Source organism: Bacillus cereus group sp. N8 (assembly GCF_016483685.1).
Lineage (GTDB): Bacteria > Bacillota > Bacilli > Bacillales > Bacillaceae_G > Bacillus_A > Bacillus_A proteolyticus.
The window spans coordinates 1-25,504 of the sequence record NZ_JAEHBK010000033.1; the positions used below are offsets into that span (position 1 = coordinate 1).

Here is a 25,504-nt window from a genome sequence, read left to right on the forward strand (position 1 = left end):
TCCAATTATAGAAATAGGGATATATCTATATTGAGAGAGATTATAATAGTGATATGCAGTACATACAAAAGAAGCAGCAATTGTTCAGAGACATCCCTTATACCACCATTTCTTATAATAAAAGTAGAGGGACAGGGAAATATCTGATTATAGAAATAGGGATATATCTATATTGAGAGGGATTATAATAGTAATATGCAGTACATACAATAGAAGCAGTAATTGTTCAGAGACATCCCTTATACCACCATTTCTTATAATAGAAGTAGAGGAATAGGGAAATATCCAATTATAGAAATAGAGATATTTCTATATTATGAAGGGGATTATAGCCGTGATATCAGGACTACCTTATTTTGACACTCCCATCCCTAAAGGGGAAAGATGACTTATGTCAGTGGGATCCGTACTATCAAAACCAAGTCTATTTTTAGATGTCAAAAAACCAAAATAAGATTGTGATACCGTACGAATTTCGTATTAACCGTAGGAAATACGGGATTAGCCTAATAGGATAACCGAAGGATACTTTGGTGTTAAGTGGGGGCTAGTTCAATTCAACAGATTTTTAGGTCACACAATTATAAGAAGACCTTAGGATTATACCTAAAGGTCTTCTTTATTAGTTAGAAATCGAGCTCTTCGTTATCTTCTTCAGAAATCCCACCAAGTACTACCCTGGCGTCAATAATTTTACCTTCTTGCAATATGGGCTCCTCTGTTTTTAAATCTTCTTGTCTCTGTGCGGAAACAAATCTATTAGTAAGCAAAATATCCAATTTATTCTCAACTGTATCTAAAAGATGTAATCTCTGTTCTACATTATCTAATTTCTTCAGTAGTTGCTCATAACGTTTTTCATTTTGTACCAGTTCAACAACAAATGCTGTTAATTGTCTACCATTAGCTTTTTCATTAAGGATCCTATATACATCTTCAGGCATATTATCAGCATGTAATGCCATTTTTCTATTTTTAGCCATTATCAGCACGTCCTTTTATTTTAAGCTAACTGGCCCTTCATTTCATCAATTACTTTTAATTCTAGTGCAGTTAGATTAATTGTACGTGAAGTTGGAGCAAATACTTCTTTGTCGCTATTTTGAATAATATCGTTCAAGAAGAAGTGATTGTTTTTAGCAGCCATTTCAGACATATGATTCAATAAAGCGAGACGGATGTAAGGTTCTAAAACTGGTGCTTCTCCTCCGATATAAATGAATTTCAATACTGTATTCGTACTAGATGGGATGAATACATCAAGAATTTTAGCTACTAAAATTCTTGCATATTCTTTCAGCGCCTCTACAATTTCATTTGTAAAATCATATTCTTCACCAGTATTTTCATTCGATAGTACATACTTTTGTACTTTATAATTATTAACTATAAATTTCTCTAATGTTCTTAAATCCTTAAAGTATTGAATCAATTTTTCTTTTCTAAAGCGTTCTAGGTATCCTAAGAATGGCTCAATATCGATAACTTGGAAAGAATCTCTGTGCTTAGGTGTAGTAAGTCCTTTACCTAATCGTACAGCATCTGTAGAACCGCCACCAATGTCAGTTAAAACTACTTCATAGTCATCGAATCTCTCAGATTCATATCGCTTTTCAATACTAATTACATTTGTATTCTGATCTTTTGAAACCATTTTATATTTTAAAGAATGTCTAGCAACTTCCGATTCATTTCTACATTTTGCTGAATTGACTGTAATAATTAGTTCTTTCTCCATTCCTGGTGTTAACACTTTAACTTTATGTTCACCAATAAATCTTTCTTCCATCTTTTTATGGGCAATGCTAAATTTCTCTTCGCGTTTTAAAAGCCAAATTGGAAGCATCATACTCATGTGTTCAATTTCAACTTCATTATCTTCTTGATCAGCATTAAGGGCATGATAATATGCAATTGCTCCTAAAAAGCATACGTATGGGATAGGACTATTTATTTTATCGTGCATCTTATTTACATGTGAGTTTGCTAACTGATTATCTTCAGCCAATTGCCCAACTAAATAGTAAGACTCTTCACCTTCGATTTCAGTGGAAATTAGTAATCTATCCAGTAAATCTTCTGGTTTAGAAATACGATCAACAAGTAAATCCTCAGCTTGTTTCTTTGAAATCTTAACTACATTCGTTGCAAGTTCAATATAATAACCATCAACCATGAAATTATTAAAACTATTTCCGAAATCCGCTACTTTTCTTCCAATTTTCATTTATAATTCCCCCTTTATACATTAAGTACGACTTAAGTACTACTTTTGATTATGCTTTAGCGCATTTAATCAAAAATAAGAACATTTTAAATAATAAGTACGACTTGAATCGTACTTATTATTTAATTAACCTATATACTTAAAAAATTCAAAATAAACAAGGAAATACCTTCTTTCAAACGAATTAAACACATAACAGTTAGACGCCGACATGTCGAACATAAATGATGATGAATAACAGTAAAATAGCAACATGACCGACATGAATGATGGTCAATAACGATACAATGACAACATGACCGACATGGATGATGGTCAATAACGATACAATGACAACATGACCGACATGGATGATGGTCAATAACAATATAATGACAACATGACCGACATGGATGATGGTCAACAACAATGTAATGACAACACGACAAACATGGATGATGGTCAATAACAATATAATGACAACATGACCGACATGGATGATAATCAATAACAATGTAATGACAACGTGTCGGACATCGATAACAACAAATGACGATGAGGGGAGGACGATGGAATGGATAGGGAAGAACCTTATAAGAAAACATATTCCCTTGCAGATATAGCAAGGATGCTTGGGAAGCCACGGACAACCCTTCAGGCCTGGCGGGATCAATTCAAACCATACTTACCAACCGTCGCTGGGACGAAGGGGCGAACGCTGAGATATGAACAGGAATCATTAGAGCTTTTTAAATTAATTGCTAATATGAAAGATGCACAAGAGCCACCAGAAATAATAGAACAGGTGTTAAAACAAAATGTAGATTATATTGTAGTAGAAGAGAGTGATGAAGACAACGAAATAACGAAACCAATTATTCAGACGATGTATGAGAGTATGAAAGAGGTTTCTATATATTTTCAAGAACAAAAAGCTATGAATATGGAACTTTTAAAACGCATAGACAATTTAGAACAAACTAATCAAACACTAACGAACAAGATTGATGAACAGCAAAAGACTATTGATAGAAAAATAAACAGTAGAGATCAGCAGTTATTAGAAGTGGTTCGAGAAATACAAGAAACCAAGAAGTTAGTTGCGTCTTCTCAACAAGAAAAATCATGGTTCGCTAAACTATTTAAAAAATAACTTAAATGATACGTAAAAAAGTAGGGGAGCTTGTAAAAACATACAAGCTTCCCTACTTTTTTTGTAAATTTGATATATTTCCCCAAATAGTCACAAAAATTAAGAAACAGTATTCTGTCGGAAAATGATAAAGAACATACTTATAATGTTTCCCCTTTAGGATAGAATACTGTATTTATTAAATCTTGTTTAAAAAATAAAATCATTATAAACATTAGAATCTATTTTAGAGATGTTAGGCTAGCTGTATCAAGGGAATCAAGATTTTATCTTAGTAAATTCCAAGGTTAATTTATGAGTAAATGATAGAATCTTCAGTTTCATATAAGTGGAATTTCATACCTGCATAATTTAGAAAAAGAGAAATAATTATAAGATCTGAGGCGCTTTTTGAAATTCTTTTTGATGAAAAATAGTACGTTGCTAGGAGATTATAAGAATACATGACAAATAGCCTTGCTAATTATATTATTTTTGAGCAAAGCTAAGTTTTAGATGTTTTTTTTAGGGCTTTAGAGCGCCCATTTTTTGCAGAATGGAATCCATTTTCTTGTTATTAAGCCAATCTATAATTGGAAGTTTGCTTTCATATTTTTGTGCATGTTCCATGTTAGTTAAGGCTTCTTTCGCTTCATAATCGTTACGCTCTGTTCTTTGTTTAGATTTTTCAGCGAACATTTTCATAAAATGAGCAGGATTACTTATTTCAGCTTGATTATACTCAAACCATTCAACGCATTTTTCAAAATCCCATCTTTGATAACGATCAATTCTTTTCGGCATTCTTAAGGCTATAGTATAAGCGTCCTGTTCTGTTAAATATGTCACTGGTTGACTTGTTATATAGCGATATGCCTTTTTCTGATCTTCACTTAAATAATCATTTGAATCTTGTGATCTATCAATAGCATTTTGTGAATTAGTATTTGATCTTTCTAGTTCTTCAAAATTTAAAATATCTATGCCATTAGATAAAGTACTCTTTTCCTCATGTTTGGATTCAATAACTTTTTTAAAGAGTTTTTTCTTTAAAAATTTTGTGAAAGTAGAACAGACATCAATTGCTACAGCCCATTTCAGCTTGAAATATTCAATGATTTTTAAATAATTGTTATGTAAAGTTAAAATGTAAATTGAAGGGGCAATTTTACCATGTCTTCGTACTTTGATTTGTTGGCACACTCCCAAGTCTTGTAGCCAATTAAACACGTAGTTAATAATTGGTTTTGAAATACCTGATTTTTTGCTGATATGCTCTTGCTTTACTTGAGAATACCCTTCTTGTACTAAATACGATAAAACAGTTTCGAATGCCTCATATTTTCGTTTGGTAAGATAATCTTTTGTGGTAACACCTTCATATTCTAGGACAATATTATCAATATAAGTAGTAACTTTCTTGATTGCTTGATTAATAGCCCCAGGTGTTTTGGGTAAGTGTTTGATTCGGGGACTTAATTCGGTTTTTGCTCGCCTGAGCAAAAAATTGTGCAATAACACGGAAAAAACCTCCTATTTTTTCCACCACAAATAAATAAGAAAACAGAGGTTTTATATTCACATAGTATGTACCTTATGATATAATTTTAATATCAAGCATGATATTAAAAAAAAACACGTACATTTGTAGTGTGAATTAAAACCCTATCTTTTGGAGTTTTTAATTGGATCCGGTCGCCAAACTAGAAACCAATTAAAAACTGGACGGTGGGGTTTTTTTTTGTTTTGGTTTATAAAACCTACGTACATAGATAAGTTATTTATATTCTACAATTCCGTTTGGAGAATATCAACACTTAAAGTTCATATTTAATGTTAAAGAGAAAAATATAGTTAAAATTATTATTCATTTGTCCATAAAAAACTTAATATTCTGTCTATTAATGAGAAAAATCTGGAGTTTTTTGATATGGTATAATCGCCTTAAATGTATATATTTCTGAATATTTTATAAACTGAACTGAATACAGCTGAAACAGAGGTGAATATATATGAAGAATCTAGCAAAAGAAATTGATGATTACATATCATTTAAAAATATGACATACACAGACCTTGCAAAAGAGGTTGGTGTTGCTAAATCAACCATTTCAAATTACTTTAACAAGAATAATGCGTTATCAGTATATACTTTTTCTAAAATTATATATATTGTTTTTGAAGAGGATAAAGATAAGCAAGAACAAATGATTATCAATTATTTAAGTGCTTTAAAAGATAGAATGAATATAAATGTAAAAGTTGCATTTGCAATTGCACATTTAAATGATTATTTGAAATTAATGAAGTTTCTTTCGCGACTATGCGAGAAAAGTGAAGACATTGAAATGAGGCGATTGGAAAAGGTTTTCAGTTTATATATTGCTCGTTTGGATGGAGAGAATGTTAGAGGTTTATATTTAGATATCGAGAAAGCTAGAACCATGACCAATAAAAAAAATTATGATATAGAAATCTATTGTGACATACTTAGCATGCTAATTTTATGTGATTTAGGTGATTTTGGATTGATGGAAGGATATAAGATTAGGATTGAAAATAATATGAAATTGGTGACTAATAGTTATTTAAAGGATTTATATTATTTTTGGGTAAAAGAACTATGGAGTTATTCGCTTTTAAGAAAAGATATGGGTAAAGATTTTGAAGAAAATAGTACATATTTAAGGGCATATAGAGATCTAAAATTTTTCCCGGTCATGGAAGCATTTTTGAATATTAGGCGTGGAGAAAGTTACATGTTCTCTGATTACAATAGGTCTTTAAAATTCTTTTTGGAGGCTTTAAATATATTGAGTGGGGCGAAAGAGAGTTTAAAATTTGCAATAGCGTTAAACAATATCAATTTTATTAGAATTGTCTGGTGGAAAGATATAGATAAAATAGAATTTAATAAACTTCATCCGGCTGAATTTGCACTTTTTTTAATTAAGGAAGGGAAAAAAAGTGAAGCTATAAGTATATTAGAAAAAATTGAAACTCAAAAAGGGTACTTATCAGCATTGCAGACATGCTATATGGGGATGGCTAAGGATGATTTAGCATTAATAAAGAAATCTATTAATATGTTTAAGTCAAATAATGATTTCTTGTACGGGAAATTTGCAGAAGGAGTATATGAAGAATATGTAGAAATTGTAATGTAGTTTTTACAGAAAGAGGCGAATAGAGTGAAAAAGTTATTTGGATTGATAGTAGTTACCGTACTTTTGATAACAATAGTAAATGGTTTATTAGATAAATTTGTAGCGCATCAATGGCATTTTAAATATAAACATGTTGATAATCAATTTGTTTCTTATATGAATGTAGATCCTAGTGGAGGATATACGAATTTATTTGAATCACATGAATCTAATTTGAAATATACAGTTAATAAAGACATAATGAATAGAATGGTTGATCCCGGTGGTGGCGGCTGATTCTTCATCTTGTTTATTAAAAAAAGACATCGTTTAAACGGTGTCTTTTGTGCTTTTATAAAATGTTTTATAAATTTCTAAATAAGGAATTGCGAAATTTATGTGTCTAAATTCACAATCTGAAAATGGAGGGATAGACATGAAATTAAGTATATATGAGCTTACAGAGATTATAAAAGAGATGGATTTACAAACATTTGGTGAAATTATTGAATTATGTTCAGAATATAGCTGTAAAGAAGAATAAGAGAGTCTCAATCGTAGGGACCCTCTATTCTTCTTTATCAATTTCCATCTTTAATTTGCTTGCATATTTTAGTAATTCTTCTTCAATTCTAGGTTTGTGTTTATCTGGAACGCTCATGTACTTTTCATAAAGCAGTCGTGCTAGACGTTCAACAGGATCTTCTCCCTTTATAGTATTTAATAATTCTTTATCAGGGATTTCACTCTTTAATAAAGAAGCTGTATTAACGTCAAAATAATTTGCGATTTCTTCTAATTTGTTTAGGCGTGGTTTTTTTTCTCCAGTTTCCCAACTAGAAACAGTCCTATACGTAGTTTTAAGATCTTCCGCCATTTCTTTGCGATTTACTCCTTTTAAAGCCCTTAATTTCTTTATGTTTTTTCCTAGTACGTTTTCTTCAATTCTCATATAAGTTATCACTCCAATTTTAAACAAGTAGATTTTAAGAAGAGTCTTCACATCTTACACCCAAAGTGTAAAAAACAGGAACTTTAAGTGTTGACTTTAGGCTAAAAGACGAATAAACTGTAAATAAGGGGGGAGATATTTGACAGTTCTAAGAGAAATTCGTGAATCACAGGGCTATACAATTAATGATGTTTCAAACGGTTCCAAAATTCCAGTCAGTACTTTGTATGATGTAGAATCAGGAAGAAAAGGTCTGATTTCTAGTCGTGCAAAAAGTATTGCGGATTTTTTGGAAGTACCTATCGAGAGCCTCTTTTTCGCAACATACTATCGGGCAAGGTTGGAATAAAGCAATGCTTAGTAATATACAATTATACATTTATATTTTAAATCAGTAATGAAGAAAAGGTACAATATTATTTTTATTTTTTTAGTTTTTTAATCTTAAAATTCTGATTTTTCAGCAAAAATGTATATCATTTGGGTAGCTATTAGTCATGTTGAAACGTTCGCACTAGAAGGATACTTGATTAACGAAGAAACACTCTCTTTTGAAATCCAAGAAGATGGTGAAATTATTAAGCACATGGTGAAGGATTAGAAGCAGCCGACACCATCAACACCACATCAACCGGAACAACCACAAAAAACAGAACAACTAAAAGTAACAGATAAACCTGTTACACCACAACAGATTATTACAAAACCGCTACTCGGAAAAATATCAGGGAAAGTAGAAAAATTAGAAGATAATCTCCCTACAAGGGGAGGGGAAGCTGAGAATCCTCATTTGAAATGGATTGGCTTTGCATGTATCGTCCTTGTCTTAATAGGATTCCTATTTGCAATAAAAAATCGTACAAAAGCAGAATGAGGCCGAAAAGGAGATAAAAGGTAGTGACTGGAGTCTATGTCGGTAAAGCGAAAAATTTAGGGGAACTTGGGGAAGAAATTGGGCGGCGCAAAAGTTCCTAGCTTTCTAAAGAACTGATGTTTCGCTAATCGCCATTAGATAAAAAAATAGGGAGGAGCATCGTACATGTTAGGTGTAGCGAAGATGTACACAAGGATGATTAAAATGCTGAGAGGACTGGATGGAGGGGATATGATTCCTGGTGTCATAAAAGCTCGATTTGGTGCTTATAGATCGGTTATAGAAAGATTGAACGAGGCAACTGATAATTTTATTTTTATTTTTGATACGAAAGGCATGTTTTATAAAGATACACATAAGGAGAAGCAAAAACAAGGATATCACATACTCAAGCATGAGCTATTTGTTGGTTATGAAACACTTCAAATTGATAGGTATCAAAAAGTAGTTGTTTATATTGGTGTAGAAACAGAACAAAGCACTTATGAAGAAAGAGGGGAAGCATTATCGAACTTTCTTCAACATCTAACAGAATGCAAGAATATAAGACCAATTCACCTGGTACTTCATCAATATGATTTGTACCCAATCCCTCATATGGAGCAGTTTTTAAGAGAAAGCGCAACATACCACATTCATCATTCAATCGTAGTTGAATCTCAATCCGCATTACAGCACATATACGGAAAAGAGGCAGCGCAACGTATCATAACCTCGTATAACACAACAATCCTAGCATGATATAAGGCACTCGTTCACTATTTTATCCTATCTAGATGGCTAGAAAACTAAACAAGGGAGAAGCGCTTTTCTCTCTTTTTTATCCAAAATAGGAGGCGTTCATATGGGAAAAGAACAAAGGCTCACATTCTATGATATTGCCGCATCACAAGCTCATAGTGTCAAAACTTTTGATGGAAAAACATACGAACTGAAAGGTGCAATCGCAATTGAAAATAGCACAGGAAGCATTGAAAAGGTAGCTCAAATTTATTATCAAGTGCGTTCGGTTAGAGATGAACATCAAAATTTAATTGCAAAACGGAAACATAAACAAGCGGAATTAGTAGCTGTAAACCAAAAGTGTAAATAAAAAAAGCGATTTTGAAGTGTGCTGAGAACATAGCACAAAGTAATTTGCTCTTTGACAATTTAGATATATATTACGTATGTCTTTCTTCCTTAAAGTAGTGATGTAGAAGGATGATATATGGCAAATATATATGCGTGCCTCCCTTCAAAAGGTCACTAGAGGGGATAGGTATACGATTATCGTTGGATGAGTAAGATCGTAAAACTCATCTGTGACCACTGGGAAATGCATTGTATCAAAGATCTGTTTGTGTCAGTAATCGTGAGGAATATCCCATGTTGACATTCTGAAGAAGCGAAGAACATTACAAACAATAGATACATAAGGTTCTACGTTCACGCCAAAATACGTAGTGCGGTATTGGGCATATAGAAGCTAGGTCGGGATTAGTCTCTATACGCATGCTAATACAGGGTTCGTCATTCCAGCCATAAATGATATTTCCATTTTCTATCCTATTTTCCTATAAATATTATAAAGTAAAAACGGATGTTGAAGTTAAAATGTGTCTCATCACACTTCAAAATCGCTTATAAAAATATGGCATAGGGAGGAACAAATATGAGTCGTAAAGGGTGGATTATATCCGCTGTTGTTGGACTATTAATTGCAATTGGTATTGGTTCAACATTTGTCTTTAGCTCTGGAAAAGGGGAAGTAATGGAACTTAGTCCTTTAGAAATGAAGAAGTTCATGAGTGAGGATGGAACAGGTTTTGTTATGTTGAATAATGATAAAAAAACAAGAGAAGATATACTCTTTAAAGTTGGGAAATTAGCAAAACAAAACAATATCCTGGTGAAAGAATTATTTGGAGGTAGAGAGGATGTACCAAGAACAAGTAATCAGCACGACTTCGGCTTGTCACAAAAGCGTGATACCCTTGCTTACTATGAAAAAGGACAGTTGAAGAAAGCAATAAAGTTTGAAGAGATTAAACCGTCTGAATTTGAAAAAGAAGTAGGATTCTTTATTCAAAATTGCAAAGAGCAATACCAGAAGTAATCACATAATCATTGAAAGGTGGTGATACAGTGGCGATTACACAGAAGGAATTAAAAAAAGAAAAAGAAATGGTAGCAAACCTATTAAAAGCCAATGGTCAGGATTATAACCATTGGCTTCATTTACATCATCAGAAATGTATTGAAGAAAATCAAGATTTAGTAATGAAAGCTTTACAAGCATATAAGGCAGCACCAACCGAAGTAAAGGAAGACAGCAAACCAAATGAGTCAAGTCAGCTTAGCAACGTATAAGAAGCCAAAAATGAAAAGGGAGTGAATGTATATGTTTGAAACAATAGCTCAAATGTTAGTGTTAGGTGATGCGATGGATGGTCTAATTAATACGGGTAATTCATTTATTACTTGGATGCAAAGAGGAGCAATGGTGAGTACAGCTATTGTATTTTGCTGGGGCGCTTATCTATTAATTTGGGGTGGTGAACGAGGAAGACATAAATGTATTTGGTGGTTTATTGGTGGGGCAGCCGGACTCGTTATCGTAATGGGATGCCAATACTTAGCAGAGAGCGTAAATAGTAATGTAAAATTTGGTCAAATTTTATTCCCGTTCCTTTGGATGAAATAGTGAACAAATATAAATAAGGCAATGAGGAAGCTATGCAAAGGGTATGGCTTTTTTTGTTGCCCTTTTTTCACGAAATTCGAATTTTATAAAAATAGATTTGAGGATAATCCTTATAAATAAAAGCTCCACTCTCAAAAGGATGATAGTAGAGCCTGTGGATGAAATTACTGAGTTCTTGGGATGGTGAACATCAGCACATAAATAATATCATGAGTATTTAGAAAAAACATTGAGTAAATGTTTCCGATTTTTCAAATTATAGTTAATTGTTTTTCAATAAACAAAAGCGCTATTTTAAACGATTTGGAAAGTTTATATACAATTTAAATTAAATAGAAGAAGGGAGAAGCTATGTTTGTCATTTTTCAAAGTAGTAATGGAACAGAAATTGAGTCAGGTAGGCAATATTCATTTTATGAAGCTTATATCGTAACCAAACGATTAGAACGTGTTTATAGAGAAGCCGGGAGACAAGAACATATTGATTTTGATTTGTTAGATGGTCACTGTAATGAAATCTATAACGGTACATTATCACTCGGTTCAAGATATGCGGATCACATTTTTGATCACATTTCTAAAAAAATGAATGTGATGCAATTAGATCCAGAACAAGAGGAACAAAAGAAGGAGCTGTTAGAAACGTTAGAAAGGGAAATCAGTGATTCTCCTTTTCATGAAGAATATGAATATCAAGAAGAATTACCAGGAAGAAAGGAGGAATCCTCCTATAGTCCATCACATGAAGTGAAAACACAAGTAAAGCCTGAAAGGGAAAATAGAAAAGGATTCAAGATTATTGCGAGTGTCATAGGAAGTGTGGTGTTAATTGGAGCTGGTGCCATATTTACCTTTAAACTATTCTCTTCCAATACGGTTTCGAGTGTAAATGCTGGTTCTGAACAATATGTAGTAAAAGGGTTACAACAGGCAGCCATTCAACAGTATGGAGAAGCTGTTAAATACTTTGATAAGGTCAATTACACAGAATTAAATAAAGATAGTCAGAAGGCAGTTTTATTTACTTATTTATTGAATGGAAAGGCAAATAAGGCATTACAGTATGAGCCGAAATTTGCAGAAAGTGTGGTTGCTTATTTTATCGGGATAGACAATATGAATAAAATCAATGAAATTGATGTTAAAAATGATGTAATCGACTTTGAAAAGGCAGCGCTTAATAAAAAATATGAAGAGGTAATCAAGCTTAAAGGGAAAGTCAATATGGATGGTAGGCGTGAAAATATCATTGTTGAAGCCTTTGTAAATCTAAAAAAATATGAAGATTGTTATTCTTTTGCCAAAACGCAAGGAAACAAAGCCTTGATGAAAGAGGTCAAAGAATTAGAGAAACGGGATGTTCAACAATCTACGATAAGCGAAGAGGAAAAGAAAGCTAAGATTGAAAAGATTGATAAAGATCTAAAGGACATCTAAGGAGGAAAAGCTAGCATGCCATTAAATTATGAGAATCTGTATAAAAAAATGGGAATTGTTTTTCTTGGTGGGTCATTAATATTGAGTACTATGGGGTGTAGTGGGTTTGGAAGTAAGGAATCTTCAAAAAGTAAGTCAGCTATTACAAAAAAAGCAGATAAAAGTAAGCCGGAGGAGAAGAAAGCAAATCTGAACAAACAAGATTTTGAAGCAATTACAGAGAATGCAATTCAAAGTAAAGATAATGAGGTTGCTTATGTGCTAGATGAGCTTGATAAATCAAAAATTAATTTCAAAGATAAATCTATTGTAAGTAATCTTCAAAATGGCGATGAAACTACTTCTCGTGTTCTAGCACTCTTTGATAAAGAAACAACGGATAAAACGCTTCAAGATACGACGAAAGATAGTGTGATTGCAGCTATTACAGATAATAAGCCACAAGTAATCGTGAACGGAGATCATTTTGCGTTTGGCGATCAAAATATTGATTCTTCAGTAGCGAGTATAGGAGATATTCTTCCACCAGAGAAGAAGCTAGATGAAATTGTGAATCCACCAGTTACACCGGAAGGTGAAAATGGCGGTATGGAAAATCCAGGAACAGAGAAACCAAAACCGCCAGTAGATCCACTAACAGAATCAGAGAAACCAAAACCGCCAGTAGATCCACTAACAGAATCAGAGAAACCAAAACCGCCAGTAGATCCATCAACAGAACCAGAGAAACCAAAACCGCCAGTAGATCCACCAACAGAACCAGAGAAACCAAAACCGCCGGTAGATCCACCAACGGATCCAGAAAAGCCGAAGCCACCAGTAGATCCGCCAATGGATCCAGAGAAACCGAAACCACCAGTAGATCCACCAACGAATCCAGAGAAGCCAACAGAATTAAATAAACAAGAGTCAAAATCAGATGTAACGGTTTAAAGGGGGATTCGCTTCCCCATGTATAAGGATAAAATCTCAATTATATATAAGTTAGCTGAAAAAAAAGTACTCATTCCATTGAGTACTTTTTTATTTGTTGGAATGTTTTTAATCGCTAATTTTTTACTCAGCTTATCTTTAGAGCTGATAGAAACAACATTTAGTGATTTATTACACCCAAAACCATTTCATATGGAGGTAGGATTTCTTTTTCGGATGCCAATTGCAGAACATCCAATTTACTACATGCTTGTTTTCCTTGTAGTAATTGGAACCATTGCAAGAACAATATACAAACTGAAATCTTCCTTTAAAAATTTAAATAATCATGAGAAAGGATCTAGTCGCTTTACAACAGTTGAAGAGCTGAAAAAGCAATATCGAGCCGTACCAGAACGAGAGAAATCATTTAAAGGTGGCGGTGGTGTTGTTATCTCTCGACTAGGTGACAAAGTATTCATTGATGATAGCCCTGTAAACAATTTAATCATTGGTACAACTCGCTCTGGTAAAGGGGAAACCTTTGTGTTTCCTACAATTGATGTCTATTCTAGAGCGGAAGATAAACCATCTTTAATTTTTAACGATCCTAAAGGCGAGTTATTCAGTGCATCGAAAGAAACGCTGGAAAAACGGGGATATCACATTGAAGTGTTAAATTTATTAAATCCTTTGGATTCGATGAGTTATAACTTATTACAGCTAGTCAAAGATGCCTATAAAGATGGAGATTATTCAACAGCCCAAGCGTTATGTAAAACACTTTCTCACACCTTGTATTACAATCCAACTGTAAAAGATCCTTTTTGGCAACAGTGCGCTATGAGCTTGTGCAATGCCATGATATTAGCAGTTACAGACAAATGTATTGCAGAAGGAACAGAAGAAAAGATCACAATGTATGCAGTAGCAAATATGTTATCAGAACTTGGATCAAAAGAGGTAATCGTAGATCCAAAAGCAGATCCAGAAAATGCTTTAGATTTATACTTTGAAGGGTTGCCAGCAGATAATGTTGCGAAAATGCAATATGCAACTTCAAACTTCTCGAAAGGAACGACACGAGGCGGAATCTTCACCCAAACAATGAACGGACTCTCTATTTTTACGTTCGATGAAATTGCTAAAATGACAGCGAAAAATAGTGTGGATTTAAAACGTGTTGGCTTTGGAATGACGATAAAAGGAAAAACAAAGCCAAGAAAGCGAGTAGAAATCGTATTCCCGGATGGTTCGATAGAGGCCATAAAATCAGATATAACAGGACGTTTTACAATAGATTTTAAGCAATCAGTAAGAGTTGGGGATACAATTCAATTGAATGAAAAGGGAGATAAGAAAAAGAAAACAGCTATTTCTATTAAAAAAATAGATGAAAAGACGGGTCATACAGAATTTAAAGTAGTAGAAGAAAATGAAGATATTCAGGTAACAACAATGGATTATTTCGATAAACCAGTTGCAATTTTTATGATTACACCTGACTATGATTCTTCAAATCATGTCATTGCTTCTATTTTCGTAAGACAGCTCTACTTCATATTAGCCAAGGGTGCATCCCTTGCTCGTGGTAATGAGTGTCATCGTGAAGTAGTATTTATTTTGGATGAGTTTGGAGTGCGCCCATACGGGCATGTAGAGAATCTCCTTAGACAAGAGATGGGAGTCTGTGCTTAACCCATTTACCACCTTGCTTACCTAGAAGGGGAAACCTGGAGGGGACCAGAGCATGCAAGGAAAGCCCTAAGTTATCAAAATGACCTAGATACGACTGAGGGGCAAGGTAAAAAATATTATGAATAAGGATGAAAGCTAAACTGCCTGAACCATAGTCCAAAGTGGAGTATCGTCGCCCGAAGTGCAGGGTCATTGAAACGCTTCGCAGTCGAAGAATGGAGATATTTCCGAAGTTTCCATTGAACATGCGTCTTACGTATGACAGACCAAAGACTGGCTAACTTGGATAACAAGTAACGGACGAAAGTGGCATCCGACATCATAATTAGTCTAGTCTCTATATGTACTAAATGGGGATTACCTAACTTGGAGTGCCTCGTAAGGAGGCTATTGAGGATGATACCAAGTGTAAAAAGCAAGGTATGTGGCTCATGAAAATCCAATATGGTAACGGAGTTCTCGTAGTAGTCAGAGCGAGGGAAAGCCTCGTACAAGGCGAAGGAGGACAGTCTTTTCGACTAATATTAAATTGGGAAGGGGCGTGAGGCTCTTGCGAAGCCCAAAAATCGTATTAGAAAATCTAGCATCTCACAGTAAGAAAGCAGGGTACAAATACAAGAAATTATATCGAAATCTGTACAATCCATTATTTTTCCTTGAAGCATATCAAAACATTTACGCTAGCGAAGGAAATATGACTGCTGGAACAGATAGAAAGACCATTGACGGAATGTCTAAAAGAAGAATCTCAGGATTAATTGATAAATTACGAGATTATTCTTATCAGCCAAAACCAGTAAGAAGAGTTTATATTCCAAAGAAAAATGGAAAAAAGCGTCCGTTAGGCATACCTTCCGTAGAAGATAAGTTAGTCCAAGAAGTCATAAAAAACCTATTAGAATCTATCTATGAACCGACTTTTAGTAAGTTATCTCATGGTTTCCGCCCTGAAAAGAGCTGTCATACAGCTTTAATTCAGGTTAAAGGCACGTTTACTGGGAGTAGATGGTTCATCGAAGGTGATATTGAAGGCTTTTTTGACAATATTAATCATCATATCCTTATCCATACTCTAAGGAAGAGGATAGATGATGAACAATTTATTGCGCTTATATGGAAGTTTCTTAGAGCCGGTTACTTAGAAGACTGGAAGTTCCATAAGACGTTTAGTGGTACACCACAAGGTGGTATACTTAGCCCTTTATTAGCGAATATTTATTTAAATGAATTAGATAATTTTATGAATCGGTATAAGTCAACTTTTGATGTAGGAAAGATTAAAAGGACAAATCCAGCTTATTCTAAAATACAACATCAGATAAGTAGGGCTAAGAAAAAACTAAGGGAAGCTAAAGAAAAAGATGAAGTACGGGAAAAAGAGTTGATTAATAAAATACGTGAGTTATTAGCTGAAAGAGAACGCACACCTCAACGATATCCAATGGATGAGAATTATAAACGAATTCAATATGTGAGATACGCCGATGACTTTCTAATAGGAGTTATTGGGAGTAAGGAAGATGCGAATAGAGCGAAGAAAGACATCGCTAATTTCTTGAAATCTAAACTTAAGCTAACATTATCCGAGGAGAAAACACTTATAACAAATACAAGAAATAAGGCTCGATTTTTAGGTTACGACGTTAAAGTTGGACGAGATTTCCACTCCAAACGACGAAGCGATGGAATAAAAACAAGAGCATTCTCGTTAAAGTGTGAACTATATATGCCTACTGATCTTGTCTATAGTCGCCTATTTAAAAAAGGGGCAATAAAAGTCAACCAAAAGACAGGTCAATGGAAACCAATTCACCGTCCAGAGCTAATTAAATTAGTGCCTCTTGAGATTTTAAGGAACTATAACGCTCAAATACGTGGAACCTATCAATATTATCAATTGGCAGTGAATGTGTGCCATTTAAACAGTTATAAGTATCTCCTGGAATACTCTATGTATAAAACCTTAGCAAATAAGTACCGTACTACCTTAGGAAAAGCTAAACAAAAGTTTATGGTAAACGGAACATTCCAAGTCAGTTATAATACAAAGTCTGGAAAGAAAACGGAAGTGCTTTATGATAAAGGATTTCGTAGGAAGAAAACACCTATAATTAAAATGGATGTAGAAAAACTTCCTTCGGAAGTATCCTATCAATCTCGAACTTCTCTTATTCAAAGGTTGATGGCTAATCAATGTGAATGGTGCAAAATTGAAGAAGGTTCAATGGAAGTTCATCATGTTCGAAAGTTAAAAAACCTTAAAGGGAAAAAGAAATGGGAAAGACAGATGATAGCAAGAAACCGTAAAACAATGGTACTTTGTCGAAAGTGCCATCGTGACCTGCATAACGGGAAGCTAGACTGAAGAGACGGAGAGCCGTATACCTTGAGAGGGGTACGTGCGGTTCGGGGGGGAGTTTTCGGAAACCTAAGACCGAAAGGTCTTAAGGCGCCGGGTTCTTACCCTACAATATGCCGAGTATAGAAGGAATGGCAACGTTAGCAACGGTTTGTTTGGGAAGAAATATCCGTTTTAATCTCATCATTCAAGCATATTCACAACTAAAAAACAAATATGGAGATGATGCAGATACCATTGATGGTAACTGTGGGAATACAATTTATATATTAACAAACGACCAACAGACAGCCGAAAGAGTGTCGAAGAAGCTTGGGAACAAGACAATTAACACACTTTCCCGAAGTGGAAAAGGTCTCTCTACAGATAAAAACAAAACCGAAAGTCTAGATCAACGACCACTTTTAACACCAAATGAACTTATGAGTCTTAAAGAAGGAGAAGCTACTGTTATTCGTGTAATAAAACGTCAAGATAATAATCGAACACGTATCAGGCCACGACCAATTTATAATACGGACGAAACAGCCTTAAAATACAGATGGGAATACCTAGGGGTAGAGTTCGATACAGATAAATCTATTTTAGATATAGATATTGACTCCCTACATGATGATGTAGATCCTAAAAAACTCATTGTAGATTTCCTAGGAGAAAGAAAGGCAGAACAAACCAAGAAAGAACCACCAGAGCCAGAACAGGAAACTTCTTCAGCAGTCGAGCTACCGCAGCCAACAGAAGAACCTAAAATGATGAGGATTGATGAAGACATTCCGGAAGAGTCATTCCAACAAGAAGACAGTCCATTTAATCCACTTTCCATTGAAAATTGGAAGATGAAAACGGTTATTGAGTTTTTTGAATCTGATTTAGCGGTTTTGAAACTAGTTGATAAGTTCTTTATAGCACAGTTAGGTAAGGGAATAGATGAGGTTGAAAATCAGGAAATGGGCGAGTTTTACAGTGAATTTCAAATGTTAGCTCACAATGATCATATCGACAAAGGTGTATATCAAGCAGTTGAAAATAAGATTAATCGAATTTTACGTGATTTAGAAGAAAAGGAACAAGTAACGAGTTAAAAAGGCACTCAAATAATTGAGTGCCTTTTTGAATCCAGAAATAAAGGAGGAAGCGAGAATGGAGATGCCGACAATAACAGATAAAATGCAATTGATTTTAGATAGTTACTCGCCATTGGTAACAGAAAAAAATGAGGTCATTCTTGGTCTAGAAGATGCGGTTCTTTTCCTTTTAGTAGATCGGGAACAAAAAGGGAAATTGATTATTCGTATTGACAGACTGAATGAAAGGGTGAATTGGACAGCAAAGGAAGTATTAGGGCAGTAGTAAGCAAGAGGGGAGGGTAAATGGTGAAAGATGAAGAGATTTTAAAGGTTTTAGAAGAGTTCTCGGATTATCTTCAAGTGGGTGACATTGTTAATTATGTATTTCGATGGATAGGGTGGTTTATAATTCAAGGTTTATCTTTAATTGTAGATGCGTTAGAAGGTGTGACAGATGCCATATTGGGGATTAAAGGATTCTTTAATTCACCGGGAGTACAAGAGTTTGTTGATATGTTATATCCATTGTTCGTCGTTCTTTTAGCTATATCGTTTTTATATATTGGCTACATGTTCATTATGAACAAACAAATGAACCGTTCTCAAATTATCATCAATATTTTCGTTACGTTGAGTGTACTTTGTTTATTAAGTACTGGTATGACAAAGGTTGATAAGTTCACCGATGATGCCATATCGGTTGTAAAATCAGAGCAAAAAGGCTCTTTAAGTGATGAAATTATTAAGAAAAATATAACGGATATTGCAGTATTAGATCAAAACGGATGGAAGAAGAAAGAAGATTTAAATCCGAAAAATAATATTCCGGAAAAAAATATTAGACAAATTGATATTACTGAAAAAATAGATAAAGATTTTGAGTTTGCAAAGGATAAGGCGTTATCCGAAGGTGGTCAAGATATCCTCAAGAATAAAATAGTAATGGATGGATTAGGAGTTGCATCCTTAACCGAATTGAAAGATGGATGGTTTGATTTCTTCCCAGAAAAGTATTATCGCTGGCATTGGAACTTTTGGAATATATTCTTTACTTTACTGATAACAGGCGCAACGTTGTTATTAGTAAGTATTAAGTTAGCTAGATTATTTTATGAGTTGACGTTTAACTACTTGTTAGCCAATATTTTAGCACCAGCAGACGTGGCGAATGGTCAAAAGTTAAAAGCCGTGTTATCAAATATACTCAATATATTTGTAGCAACGATTATGATATTCCTATCTTTGAAGCTATATATAATGGGAACGGAGTTTCTCCATGACAAATTAAGTGGTGTACCATATCTTATTGCATTAGCCGCATTTAGTATGGCAGTTCTAGATGGCCCAGCAGTAGTGGAAAGGCTATTTGGGATAGATATTGGATTAAAGAGCAGTTGGGGCATGTTGGCTGGTGGTTTCGCACTTGGTAAAGGAATTGGCGGTCTTGCAAATTCAAAACCAATGAAGGGTCTAGGGAATATGATTGGAAAAGGAGCGAAAGGCGCAGCGCAAGGAACTGGTGTTGTAGCAGCAAAAACAGCGAGTGCAGCAGCTACAACAGCAAGTGCGGCAGTGATGGCAACAGGTGGCATGGCTGGTATCATAAGTGGTTTGAAAAAAGGGAATGAGTCGGAAAAGAAAGAGTCCTTGCAAGATCAAATAAAAAAGGCGGATCAGAAGAAAGCAAATGGTAATGATTTAGCAAATAAAGAAAAAGAAAAAGGTAACTTAAATAAGGAAGAAGATAAAAAGAACGGTGGTACTCCATCTATTCAAGAAGATATGAAAAAAGAAGGGAATGAAAACCCAGGGGTAGCAAATGGGCAAGAACCGGGAACAACAAGTCTTCAAGATGAAATAAAAGAAGCTGGAAAAGTAAGTGGAGCAAGTGAAGGGAATCCAACAGCAGGAGCGGTAAGGCAAGGAACAAGTGAAGGGAATCCAACAGCAGGAGCGGTAAGACAAGGAACAAGTGAAGGGAATCCAAGAGCGGGAGCGGTAAGACAAGGAACAAGTGAAGGGAATCCAACAGCAGGAGCGGTAAGACAAGGAACAAGTGAAGGAAATCAAGCAGCAGGAGCGGTAAGACAAGGAGCAAGTGAAGGAAATCCAACAGGAGTAGTAAGACAAGGAACAAGTGAAGGAAGTCCAACACCAATGGAAACATCAAGACCAGTAACAAGCGGAAGTAATCCAACACCAATGGAAACATCAGGACCAGTACCAAGCGGAGGAAGCCCGGGACCAATGGAAACATCAAGACCAGTAACAGGTGGAAGTAGCCCGGCACCAATGGAAACACCAAGACCAGTACCAAGCGGAGGAAGCCCGGGACCAATGGAAACATCAAGACCGGTAACAGGTGGAAGCAGCCCGGGACCAATGGAAACATCAAGACCAGTAACAAGTGGAGGAAGCCCGGGACCAATGGAAACATCAAGACCAGTAACAAGTGGAGGAAGCCCGGCACCAGCCGATATCGTAACTGTGACACACAGTAGTCTAAGTATTCCTTATGAAAGTGATAGAGAAGTGGCAGCAAGTAGTAGTCATGAAACACGTACATTAGGACAATATGCGACGGATACAGTTAAAAAAGGCTATAGCTCTACTACATCGTCCATGAAACAAAAAGTAAAAGGAGTACAAGAGCGAATCAGTAATTCTGAAACGGTCCAAAATACAAAGCGTTTTTATCAGATGGGTCAAAATACAGGTAAAAGTTGGAGAGATATAGTGAACAAAAATAAAAAGAATACAGATGAAAAATAAGCGTAATCGTACGCTTATTTTTTATTGTCGAAAAGGAGGGAATACCGATGAGAAGTTATCGGATTCCGAAGGAAATCAGTACAGAATTACGTATTAATAAAGTGCTATATCTAATAGATTTCTTTTTATTGATTGGTTTATTAGTTGTAACGATGATTCTTAGGAACTTCGTACATGATTCCTTACAATTACCATTTGTTATTTTCATGGCAGCTATTGCCATTATCATGATTTGGCGACCAAGTACAAATCCTCAAAAACGGATGTATGAAGTGTTGATTATTACATTGCTAAGAAGAAAAGGTGCATATTGCGCTATTGATAACGATCAATAAGGGAGGGATCACATATGGCGTTATTCAGCGAAAAAGATGTAGAAAAAGAAAAGCCAAAACAAATAGAAAGACCGCAGAAAAAAGCATTTCGTTTTAACGAAAAAAATGTAAAGGAATCACTTTCTGAACCAAAAGAAATTGTTAAGGTGGTACCCAACGAAAAGAAAGAGGAAGAAAAAACAAAGGCAGAAAGCAAAGTGAAAAAACAGAAGAAAGAAAAGCCAAAGAAAGATGTTTTGAAAAAGAAAAATCCAAAACTTTTAGGCTTTTTCTCTAGAAAAAAGAAAGAAGCACCACCAAAGGTGAAGAAAAGTATTGCGGAAATTATGCAAATCATAGACATGACAGAGGAGGGAATATTTGAGCTGAAAAATGGGGAGTTTTTAGAAATTCTTCAAGTCGAAGGTGATGATATGTTCTCTAAGAATAGCGACGAACAAGCATTTGTTATTTTCTCACATGCTTATTTTTATCAAGCATACAAACAGTCAATTAAACTCGTTTTTTTAAACTTTCCATGTCAAACAACCGAACAACAACGATATATAGAGAAAAAAATTAAAGAATGTACCAGTCCTTTGTATGAACGAATTTTAAATCAGAAGTTAAAAGAACTTCAATTTTTAGAATGGGGAAGAACAAATCGTGAAGCCTTCTTATTTATTTACGGAGAAACGGAATTAATCGTAAAGGAACGTGTGGATGCAGCAAAACGGTATATCAAACGCTCTACTGAACTATTAGATGTGGATGAAGAGAAAAAATTAGAGCTTATGTTTAAATTGTTTAATCAAAATGCAAAATTGGGAACGAAAAATATATGGTAGCGAGGGGGAAGCAAGATGTTTGCGTTCAAAAGTAAAAAATCCAAAAAGGAAAAACAAAAAGAACTAAAAAAGAAGAAAGGTTACAATCCCTACTTATTAGCTAGAGTCCAACCACAAGGGGGTGTAAGTTTTAAAGAAAGTTATGTTCAAACAGGTGATGGATTTGCTACTTGTATTCATGTTTTTGACTATCCAACAGAGGTAAATGATTTTTGGTTAGAGCAAATCATGAATATGCCAAATGTGATTACAACATTAGATGTGATGAGTGATGATCGAAAAGAGGTTGTTGAATCTATTAATAAATCCATGAGCGAGCAAAGTGTCCGACACGATACAGCGAAAGATAATATAGATCGGATTGATGCAAAAAATGAATTTCAAGAGCTGGAAGCTCTTTATACGGATTTAAAACAGGGTGAAGTCATGAAACGTATTCATTTACGTATCTATGTCTCCTCTAGAACATTAGATGAATTAGAAAAACAAGTGAAAGAAATCATGGAAACATTAGAATCCTATAACTTTCGAGGAGCTGTCTTTTTAAATGAACAGGAGTATGAATGGGATGCACTTGTAACGAGCTTTAATGTACAAAAAAACTATGTGAACCGAAGAAAAGGGAAAGAAATTCCAGCAGTCAGTTTGGCCGGTGGCTGTCCTTTTCACTATTCTTATTTACACGATCCATACGGTACGTATTATGGAACAACCAAGACAAAAGGGAATGTAATCCTTGATATGTTTCATAAAGACCATCAAAGGAAAAGTTATAACGGGGTAATCATTGGAAAGCCTGGGGCTGGAAAATCAACATTACTCAAAAAGAAGGCCGTTGATTATGCAAGTAAAGGACATTTTATCCGTATTTTTGATATTGTAGGTGAATTTGAGGAAACGGTACGTGATCTAAACGGGAAAACAATTGCATTAGATGGTTCACAAGGACAAATTAATCCACTTCAAGTTTTTAAAACCGCAGAAAGTGAACAAGTGAGTTTCATTCAACATTTATCTAAACTCACAATTTTTTACCGTTTTATTGCACCGGAGGCACCAGATGATGAGATAAAAGAATATGAAAATTTACTTAGAAGATTATACATTCAAAAGAAATTATGGAATCCAGATAAGGGAGCAAAAAATGAAATTACAAACAAAAAGCCAACGGAGTATCCGATTTTTTCGGATTATTTAGCGTATGTTCGTGAGGAATTATATGAAGATGTGGATACAAGAAAACATCGTGAAAACCTGGGTGAAAATAGATTACAACGGTTAGAAAAAATCGAGTTGAATCTTGTTAATTTAGTAGAAGCTTATAGAGAGTTATTTGATGGTCATTCTACGATTGAAGATTTCAAGAAGGAACAAGTTGTTTCCTTTTCTTTACGGAATATTTCAGAATTCAAAAATGAAGTATTTGGTGCTCAAATTTTTAACATCTTAAATTTACTTTGGGATGAGATGATTTCAAATGGTGCGCCACAATTAGATGCATTTAATAAAAAGCATCTTGCTTTTGAAGATGTAATTCGTTATTTCATTTTGATTGACGAATCACACCGTATTATCAACACGAAAGAAGAAAGTGAACATGCGTTACGATCTTTAATTAAATTAAGCCGGGAAGACAGAAAATATTTTGCTGGTCTTTTATATGCAAGTCACAGTATTCGAGACTTTGTACCGGAAGGTTCTTCACAGGCACGAATTGATGATATCAAAGTATTATTTGAGTTAACACAGTACAAATTTATCATGCAACAGGATAATAATAGTTTAGATATGTTACGAAAAGTATTTGCTGGACAGTTAAGTGAAAGTGAAATTGCAGCGATCCCACATTTACCAACAGGGGATGTCATTTTAAGTATTGGGGCTGTAAAAAATATTCACTTTCATGTAGAAGTAACAGACGAAGAATTGATGTTATTCGGGGGAGGTGCTTAATACCATGCATCTTGTTTTAAAGATAATACCAAAGAAATGGCTCATCACTTTAGCGTTACTTGTGATGGGTCTTTTTTCTTTTCTTTTACTTGGAGTCGTTAGTATTTTCATTGCAGCAATGGGAAGTGATAGTGGAACAGGAACAGACACGGGTGACATTACGTATACAGGTGAAGGGCAAGTGATGAATGTATCGCCCGAAGTTTTGAAATGGGAACCTACGATTCGTAAGTATGCGAAAGAGTTTGGCGTGGAACCCTTTGTCGCTTTAATGCTTGCCCAAATGATGCAAGAGAGCGGAGGACGTGGTAGTGATCCCATGCAAAGTTCTGAAGGTGCATTTAATACGAAATATTGTAAATCACCAAACTGTATTACAGATCCTGACTATTCCATTTGGGCTGGTGTACAGGAGTTTAAACATGCGATAGAAAGAGCCGGAGTAACGAGTCCAGGAGACATGGACCATATCAAAACAGCCCTTCAAGCTTACAATTTCGGGACAGGATTTTTTGACTTTATTGGTGCAAATGGTGGCAAGTATACGAAAGAATTAGCTATTAAATTTTCACAACAACAATATCAAAAAGTGAAACATACGGGCATGTATCGTTGTGTAAGGCCAGAGATGATACCCTACTCCGCGTGCTATGGCGACGCGCTTTATGTTGATGCCGTTTTGAAATATTATCAACCAGGTTCTGTCGTTTCTGGTGGAGGAGGAAATCCAGGAAGTGGAGGAAGTAGCGGTTCAAAAGTTGCTGATGTAGGTCGTCAATGGATAGGGCGTTCTACGTATGTATTTGGTGGAGGACGTAATACAAATGACATTGCAAGAGGGATTTTTGATTGTTCAAGTTTTGTACGTTGGGCATTCGAACAAGTAGGGATGTATACCAGTCCGATAGGAGCTGTAAGTACGGAAACATTAAATAAAATCGGTACAACAGTATCAGCAAATGATATGAAACCGGGTGATGTTATTTTCTTTGATACCTACAAACATGACGGACACGTTGGCATTGTAATTGATAAAAATACTTTCATTGGATGCCAAACAAATAAAGGTGTTTCCATTGAAGATTTAAATAATCCGTATTGGAAAAAAGTCTTTTCTGGTCATGTAAGAAGGTTCTAAAAATCGAAAG

At 34.8% G+C, this 25,504-nt stretch carries 22 protein-coding genes and 3 pseudogenes; 21 read left to right on the forward strand and 4 right to left on the reverse strand.

Annotated features, from left to right (window positions below):
* Nucleotides 1-626: 626 nt before the first annotated feature.
* Complete coding sequence (locus JDS80_RS26010) at nt 627-983, reverse strand: hypothetical protein (RefSeq protein ID WP_199640320.1); 357 nt, start codon at nt 981-983, stop codon at nt 627-629.
* 20 nt (nt 984-1,003) lie between these two features.
* Nucleotides 1,004-2,227 carry a ParM/StbA family protein gene (locus tag JDS80_RS26015; protein WP_199640321.1) on the reverse strand — a complete coding sequence of 408 codons (1,224 nt, stop codon included), beginning with the start codon at nt 2,225-2,227 and terminating at the stop codon, nt 1,004-1,006.
* 553 nt (nt 2,228-2,780) lie between these two features.
* Here JDS80_RS26015 and JDS80_RS26020 point away from each other — a divergent pair.
* Nucleotides 2,781-3,359, forward strand: a complete 579-nt coding sequence (locus JDS80_RS26020) for a DUF3967 domain-containing protein (protein ID WP_199640322.1) — start codon at nt 2,781-2,783, stop codon at nt 3,357-3,359.
* A 504-nt stretch (nt 3,360-3,863) separates the two neighbouring features.
* Here JDS80_RS26020 and JDS80_RS26025 read toward each other — a convergent pair.
* Complete coding sequence (locus tag JDS80_RS26025; RefSeq protein WP_199640323.1) at nt 3,864-4,859, reverse strand: Replicase RepFR55; 996 nt, start codon at nt 4,857-4,859, stop codon at nt 3,864-3,866.
* A 491-nt stretch (nt 4,860-5,350) separates the two neighbouring features.
* On the opposite strand from JDS80_RS26025, the gene JDS80_RS26030 reads away from it, so the two are divergent.
* Together JDS80_RS26030 and JDS80_RS26035 are read left to right on the forward strand one after the other, a co-directional pair.
* A complete protein-coding gene (locus JDS80_RS26030) occupies nt 5,351-6,505 on the forward strand; it encodes an AimR family lysis-lysogeny pheromone receptor (RefSeq protein ID WP_199640324.1) in 1,155 nt (384 codons plus the stop codon).
* A gap of 24 nt (nt 6,506-6,529) precedes the next feature.
* Nucleotides 6,530-6,781, forward strand: coding sequence for a hypothetical protein (locus tag JDS80_RS26035; RefSeq protein ID WP_199640325.1), 252 nt, complete (start codon nt 6,530-6,532; stop codon nt 6,779-6,781).
* Nucleotides 6,782-7,052: 271 nt separating this feature from the next.
* On the opposite strand, the gene JDS80_RS26040 is transcribed toward JDS80_RS26035, so the two are convergent.
* A complete protein-coding gene (locus tag JDS80_RS26040; protein ID WP_199640326.1) occupies nt 7,053-7,436 on the reverse strand; it encodes a helix-turn-helix domain-containing protein in 384 nt (127 codons plus the stop codon).
* A 139-nt stretch (nt 7,437-7,575) separates the two neighbouring features.
* On the opposite strand from JDS80_RS26040, the gene JDS80_RS26045 reads away from it, so the two are divergent.
* The 18 genes and pseudogenes from JDS80_RS26045 (at nt 7,576) to JDS80_RS26125 (ending at nt 25,494) form a co-directional block, all read left to right on the forward strand.
* Entirely contained in the window at nt 7,576-7,785 is a 210-nt protein-coding gene (locus JDS80_RS26045; RefSeq protein ID WP_098270656.1) for a helix-turn-helix domain-containing protein, read from the forward strand.
* Nucleotides 7,786-7,899: 114 nt separating this feature from the next.
* Nucleotides 7,900-8,310 (forward strand): annotated as a pseudogene (locus JDS80_RS31655) (adhesin); the annotation flags it as partial.
* A gap of 165 nt (nt 8,311-8,475) precedes the next feature.
* Nucleotides 8,476-9,051: a TraM recognition domain-containing protein gene (locus tag JDS80_RS26050; protein ID WP_199640327.1), complete on the forward strand. Its 576-nt coding sequence runs from the start codon at nt 8,476-8,478 to the stop codon at nt 9,049-9,051.
* A 103-nt stretch (nt 9,052-9,154) separates the two neighbouring features.
* A complete protein-coding gene (locus tag JDS80_RS26055; RefSeq protein WP_002166632.1) occupies nt 9,155-9,403 on the forward strand; it encodes a hypothetical protein in 249 nt (82 codons plus the stop codon).
* 561 nt (nt 9,404-9,964) lie between these two features.
* On the forward strand, nt 9,965-10,408 hold the full coding sequence (locus JDS80_RS26060) for a hypothetical protein (protein ID WP_199640328.1): 444 nt from the start codon (nt 9,965-9,967) through the stop codon (nt 10,406-10,408).
* A gap of 29 nt (nt 10,409-10,437) precedes the next feature.
* On the forward strand, nt 10,438-10,662 hold the full coding sequence (locus JDS80_RS26065; protein WP_199640329.1) for a hypothetical protein: 225 nt from the start codon (nt 10,438-10,440) through the stop codon (nt 10,660-10,662).
* A 25-nt stretch (nt 10,663-10,687) separates the two neighbouring features.
* Entirely contained in the window at nt 10,688-10,996 is a 309-nt protein-coding gene (locus JDS80_RS26070) for a hypothetical protein (RefSeq protein ID WP_033714825.1), read from the forward strand.
* 351 nt (nt 10,997-11,347) lie between these two features.
* Complete coding sequence (locus tag JDS80_RS26075) at nt 11,348-12,433, forward strand: hypothetical protein (RefSeq protein ID WP_199640330.1); 1,086 nt, start codon at nt 11,348-11,350, stop codon at nt 12,431-12,433.
* A 15-nt stretch (nt 12,434-12,448) separates the two neighbouring features.
* On the forward strand, nt 12,449-13,366 hold the full coding sequence (locus JDS80_RS26080; protein WP_199640331.1) for a hemagglutinin: 918 nt from the start codon (nt 12,449-12,451) through the stop codon (nt 13,364-13,366).
* Between the two features lie 18 nt (nt 13,367-13,384).
* Nucleotides 13,385-14,992: pseudogene (locus tag JDS80_RS26085) on the forward strand (VirD4-like conjugal transfer protein, CD1115 family); the annotation flags it as partial.
* Between the two features lie 601 nt (nt 14,993-15,593).
* Nucleotides 15,594-17,408, forward strand: coding sequence for a reverse transcriptase/maturase family protein (locus JDS80_RS26090; protein ID WP_199640332.1), 1,815 nt, complete (start codon nt 15,594-15,596; stop codon nt 17,406-17,408).
* Nucleotides 17,409-17,512: 104 nt separating this feature from the next.
* Nucleotides 17,513-18,484 (forward strand): annotated as a pseudogene (locus tag JDS80_RS26095) (TraG/TraD/VirD4 family protein); the annotation flags it as partial.
* Nucleotides 18,485-18,542: 58 nt separating this feature from the next.
* Nucleotides 18,543-18,752 (forward strand): hypothetical protein, encoded by a 210-nt coding sequence (locus tag JDS80_RS26100; RefSeq protein ID WP_199640333.1) that lies wholly within the window; start codon nt 18,543-18,545, stop codon nt 18,750-18,752.
* Nucleotides 18,753-18,775: 23 nt separating this feature from the next.
* Nucleotides 18,776-21,241: a pLS20_p028 family conjugation system transmembrane protein gene (locus JDS80_RS26105; protein WP_199640334.1), complete on the forward strand. Its 2,466-nt coding sequence runs from the start codon at nt 18,776-18,778 to the stop codon at nt 21,239-21,241.
* Between the two features lie 47 nt (nt 21,242-21,288).
* A complete protein-coding gene (locus tag JDS80_RS26110) occupies nt 21,289-21,576 on the forward strand; it encodes a DUF5592 family protein (protein WP_002166621.1) in 288 nt (95 codons plus the stop codon).
* 14 nt (nt 21,577-21,590) lie between these two features.
* Nucleotides 21,591-22,403 carry a hypothetical protein gene (locus tag JDS80_RS26115; RefSeq protein ID WP_199640335.1) on the forward strand — a complete coding sequence of 271 codons (813 nt, stop codon included), beginning with the start codon at nt 21,591-21,593 and terminating at the stop codon, nt 22,401-22,403.
* Nucleotides 22,404-22,418: 15 nt separating this feature from the next.
* Complete coding sequence (locus tag JDS80_RS26120) at nt 22,419-24,356, forward strand: VirB4 family type IV secretion system protein (protein ID WP_199640336.1); 1,938 nt, start codon at nt 22,419-22,421, stop codon at nt 24,354-24,356.
* A 4-nt stretch (nt 24,357-24,360) separates the two neighbouring features.
* Nucleotides 24,361-25,494 carry a bifunctional lytic transglycosylase/C40 family peptidase gene (locus tag JDS80_RS26125; protein ID WP_199640337.1) on the forward strand — a complete coding sequence of 378 codons (1,134 nt, stop codon included), beginning with the start codon at nt 24,361-24,363 and terminating at the stop codon, nt 25,492-25,494.
* The last annotated feature ends 10 nt before the right edge of the window (nt 25,495-25,504 follow it).

What these genes read in the sequence shown, in the direction of transcription:
- JDS80_RS26010 (WP_199640320.1), bottom strand. Translation starts at nt 983, where the DNA reads ATGGCTAAAAATAGAAAAATGGCATTACATGCTGATAATATGCCTGAA.
- JDS80_RS26015 (WP_199640321.1), bottom strand. Translation starts at nt 2,227, where the DNA reads ATGAAAATTGGAAGAAAAGTAGCGGATTTCGGAAATAGTTTTAATAAT.
- JDS80_RS26020 (WP_199640322.1), top strand. Translation starts at nt 2,781, where the DNA reads ATGGATAGGGAAGAACCTTATAAGAAAACATATTCCCTTGCAGATATA.
- JDS80_RS26030 (WP_199640324.1), top strand. Translation starts at nt 5,351, where the DNA reads ATGAAGAATCTAGCAAAAGAAATTGATGATTACATATCATTTAAAAAT.
- JDS80_RS26040 (WP_199640326.1), bottom strand. Translation starts at nt 7,436, where the DNA reads ATGAGAATTGAAGAAAACGTACTAGGAAAAAACATAAAGAAATTAAGG.
- JDS80_RS26050 (WP_199640327.1), top strand. Translation starts at nt 8,476, where the DNA reads ATGTTAGGTGTAGCGAAGATGTACACAAGGATGATTAAAATGCTGAGA.
- JDS80_RS26055 (WP_002166632.1), top strand. Translation starts at nt 9,155, where the DNA reads ATGGGAAAAGAACAAAGGCTCACATTCTATGATATTGCCGCATCACAA.
- JDS80_RS26060 (WP_199640328.1), top strand. Translation starts at nt 9,965, where the DNA reads ATGAGTCGTAAAGGGTGGATTATATCCGCTGTTGTTGGACTATTAATT.
- JDS80_RS26070 (WP_033714825.1), top strand. Translation starts at nt 10,688, where the DNA reads ATGTATATGTTTGAAACAATAGCTCAAATGTTAGTGTTAGGTGATGCG.
- JDS80_RS26075 (WP_199640330.1), top strand. Translation starts at nt 11,348, where the DNA reads ATGTTTGTCATTTTTCAAAGTAGTAATGGAACAGAAATTGAGTCAGGT.
- JDS80_RS26080 (WP_199640331.1), top strand. Translation starts at nt 12,449, where the DNA reads ATGCCATTAAATTATGAGAATCTGTATAAAAAAATGGGAATTGTTTTT.
- JDS80_RS26100 (WP_199640333.1), top strand. Translation starts at nt 18,543, where the DNA reads ATGGAGATGCCGACAATAACAGATAAAATGCAATTGATTTTAGATAGT.
- JDS80_RS26110 (WP_002166621.1), top strand. Translation starts at nt 21,289, where the DNA reads ATGAGAAGTTATCGGATTCCGAAGGAAATCAGTACAGAATTACGTATT.
- JDS80_RS26115 (WP_199640335.1), top strand. Translation starts at nt 21,591, where the DNA reads ATGGCGTTATTCAGCGAAAAAGATGTAGAAAAAGAAAAGCCAAAACAA.
- JDS80_RS26120 (WP_199640336.1), top strand. Translation starts at nt 22,419, where the DNA reads ATGTTTGCGTTCAAAAGTAAAAAATCCAAAAAGGAAAAACAAAAAGAA.
- JDS80_RS26125 (WP_199640337.1), top strand. Translation starts at nt 24,361, where the DNA reads ATGCATCTTGTTTTAAAGATAATACCAAAGAAATGGCTCATCACTTTA.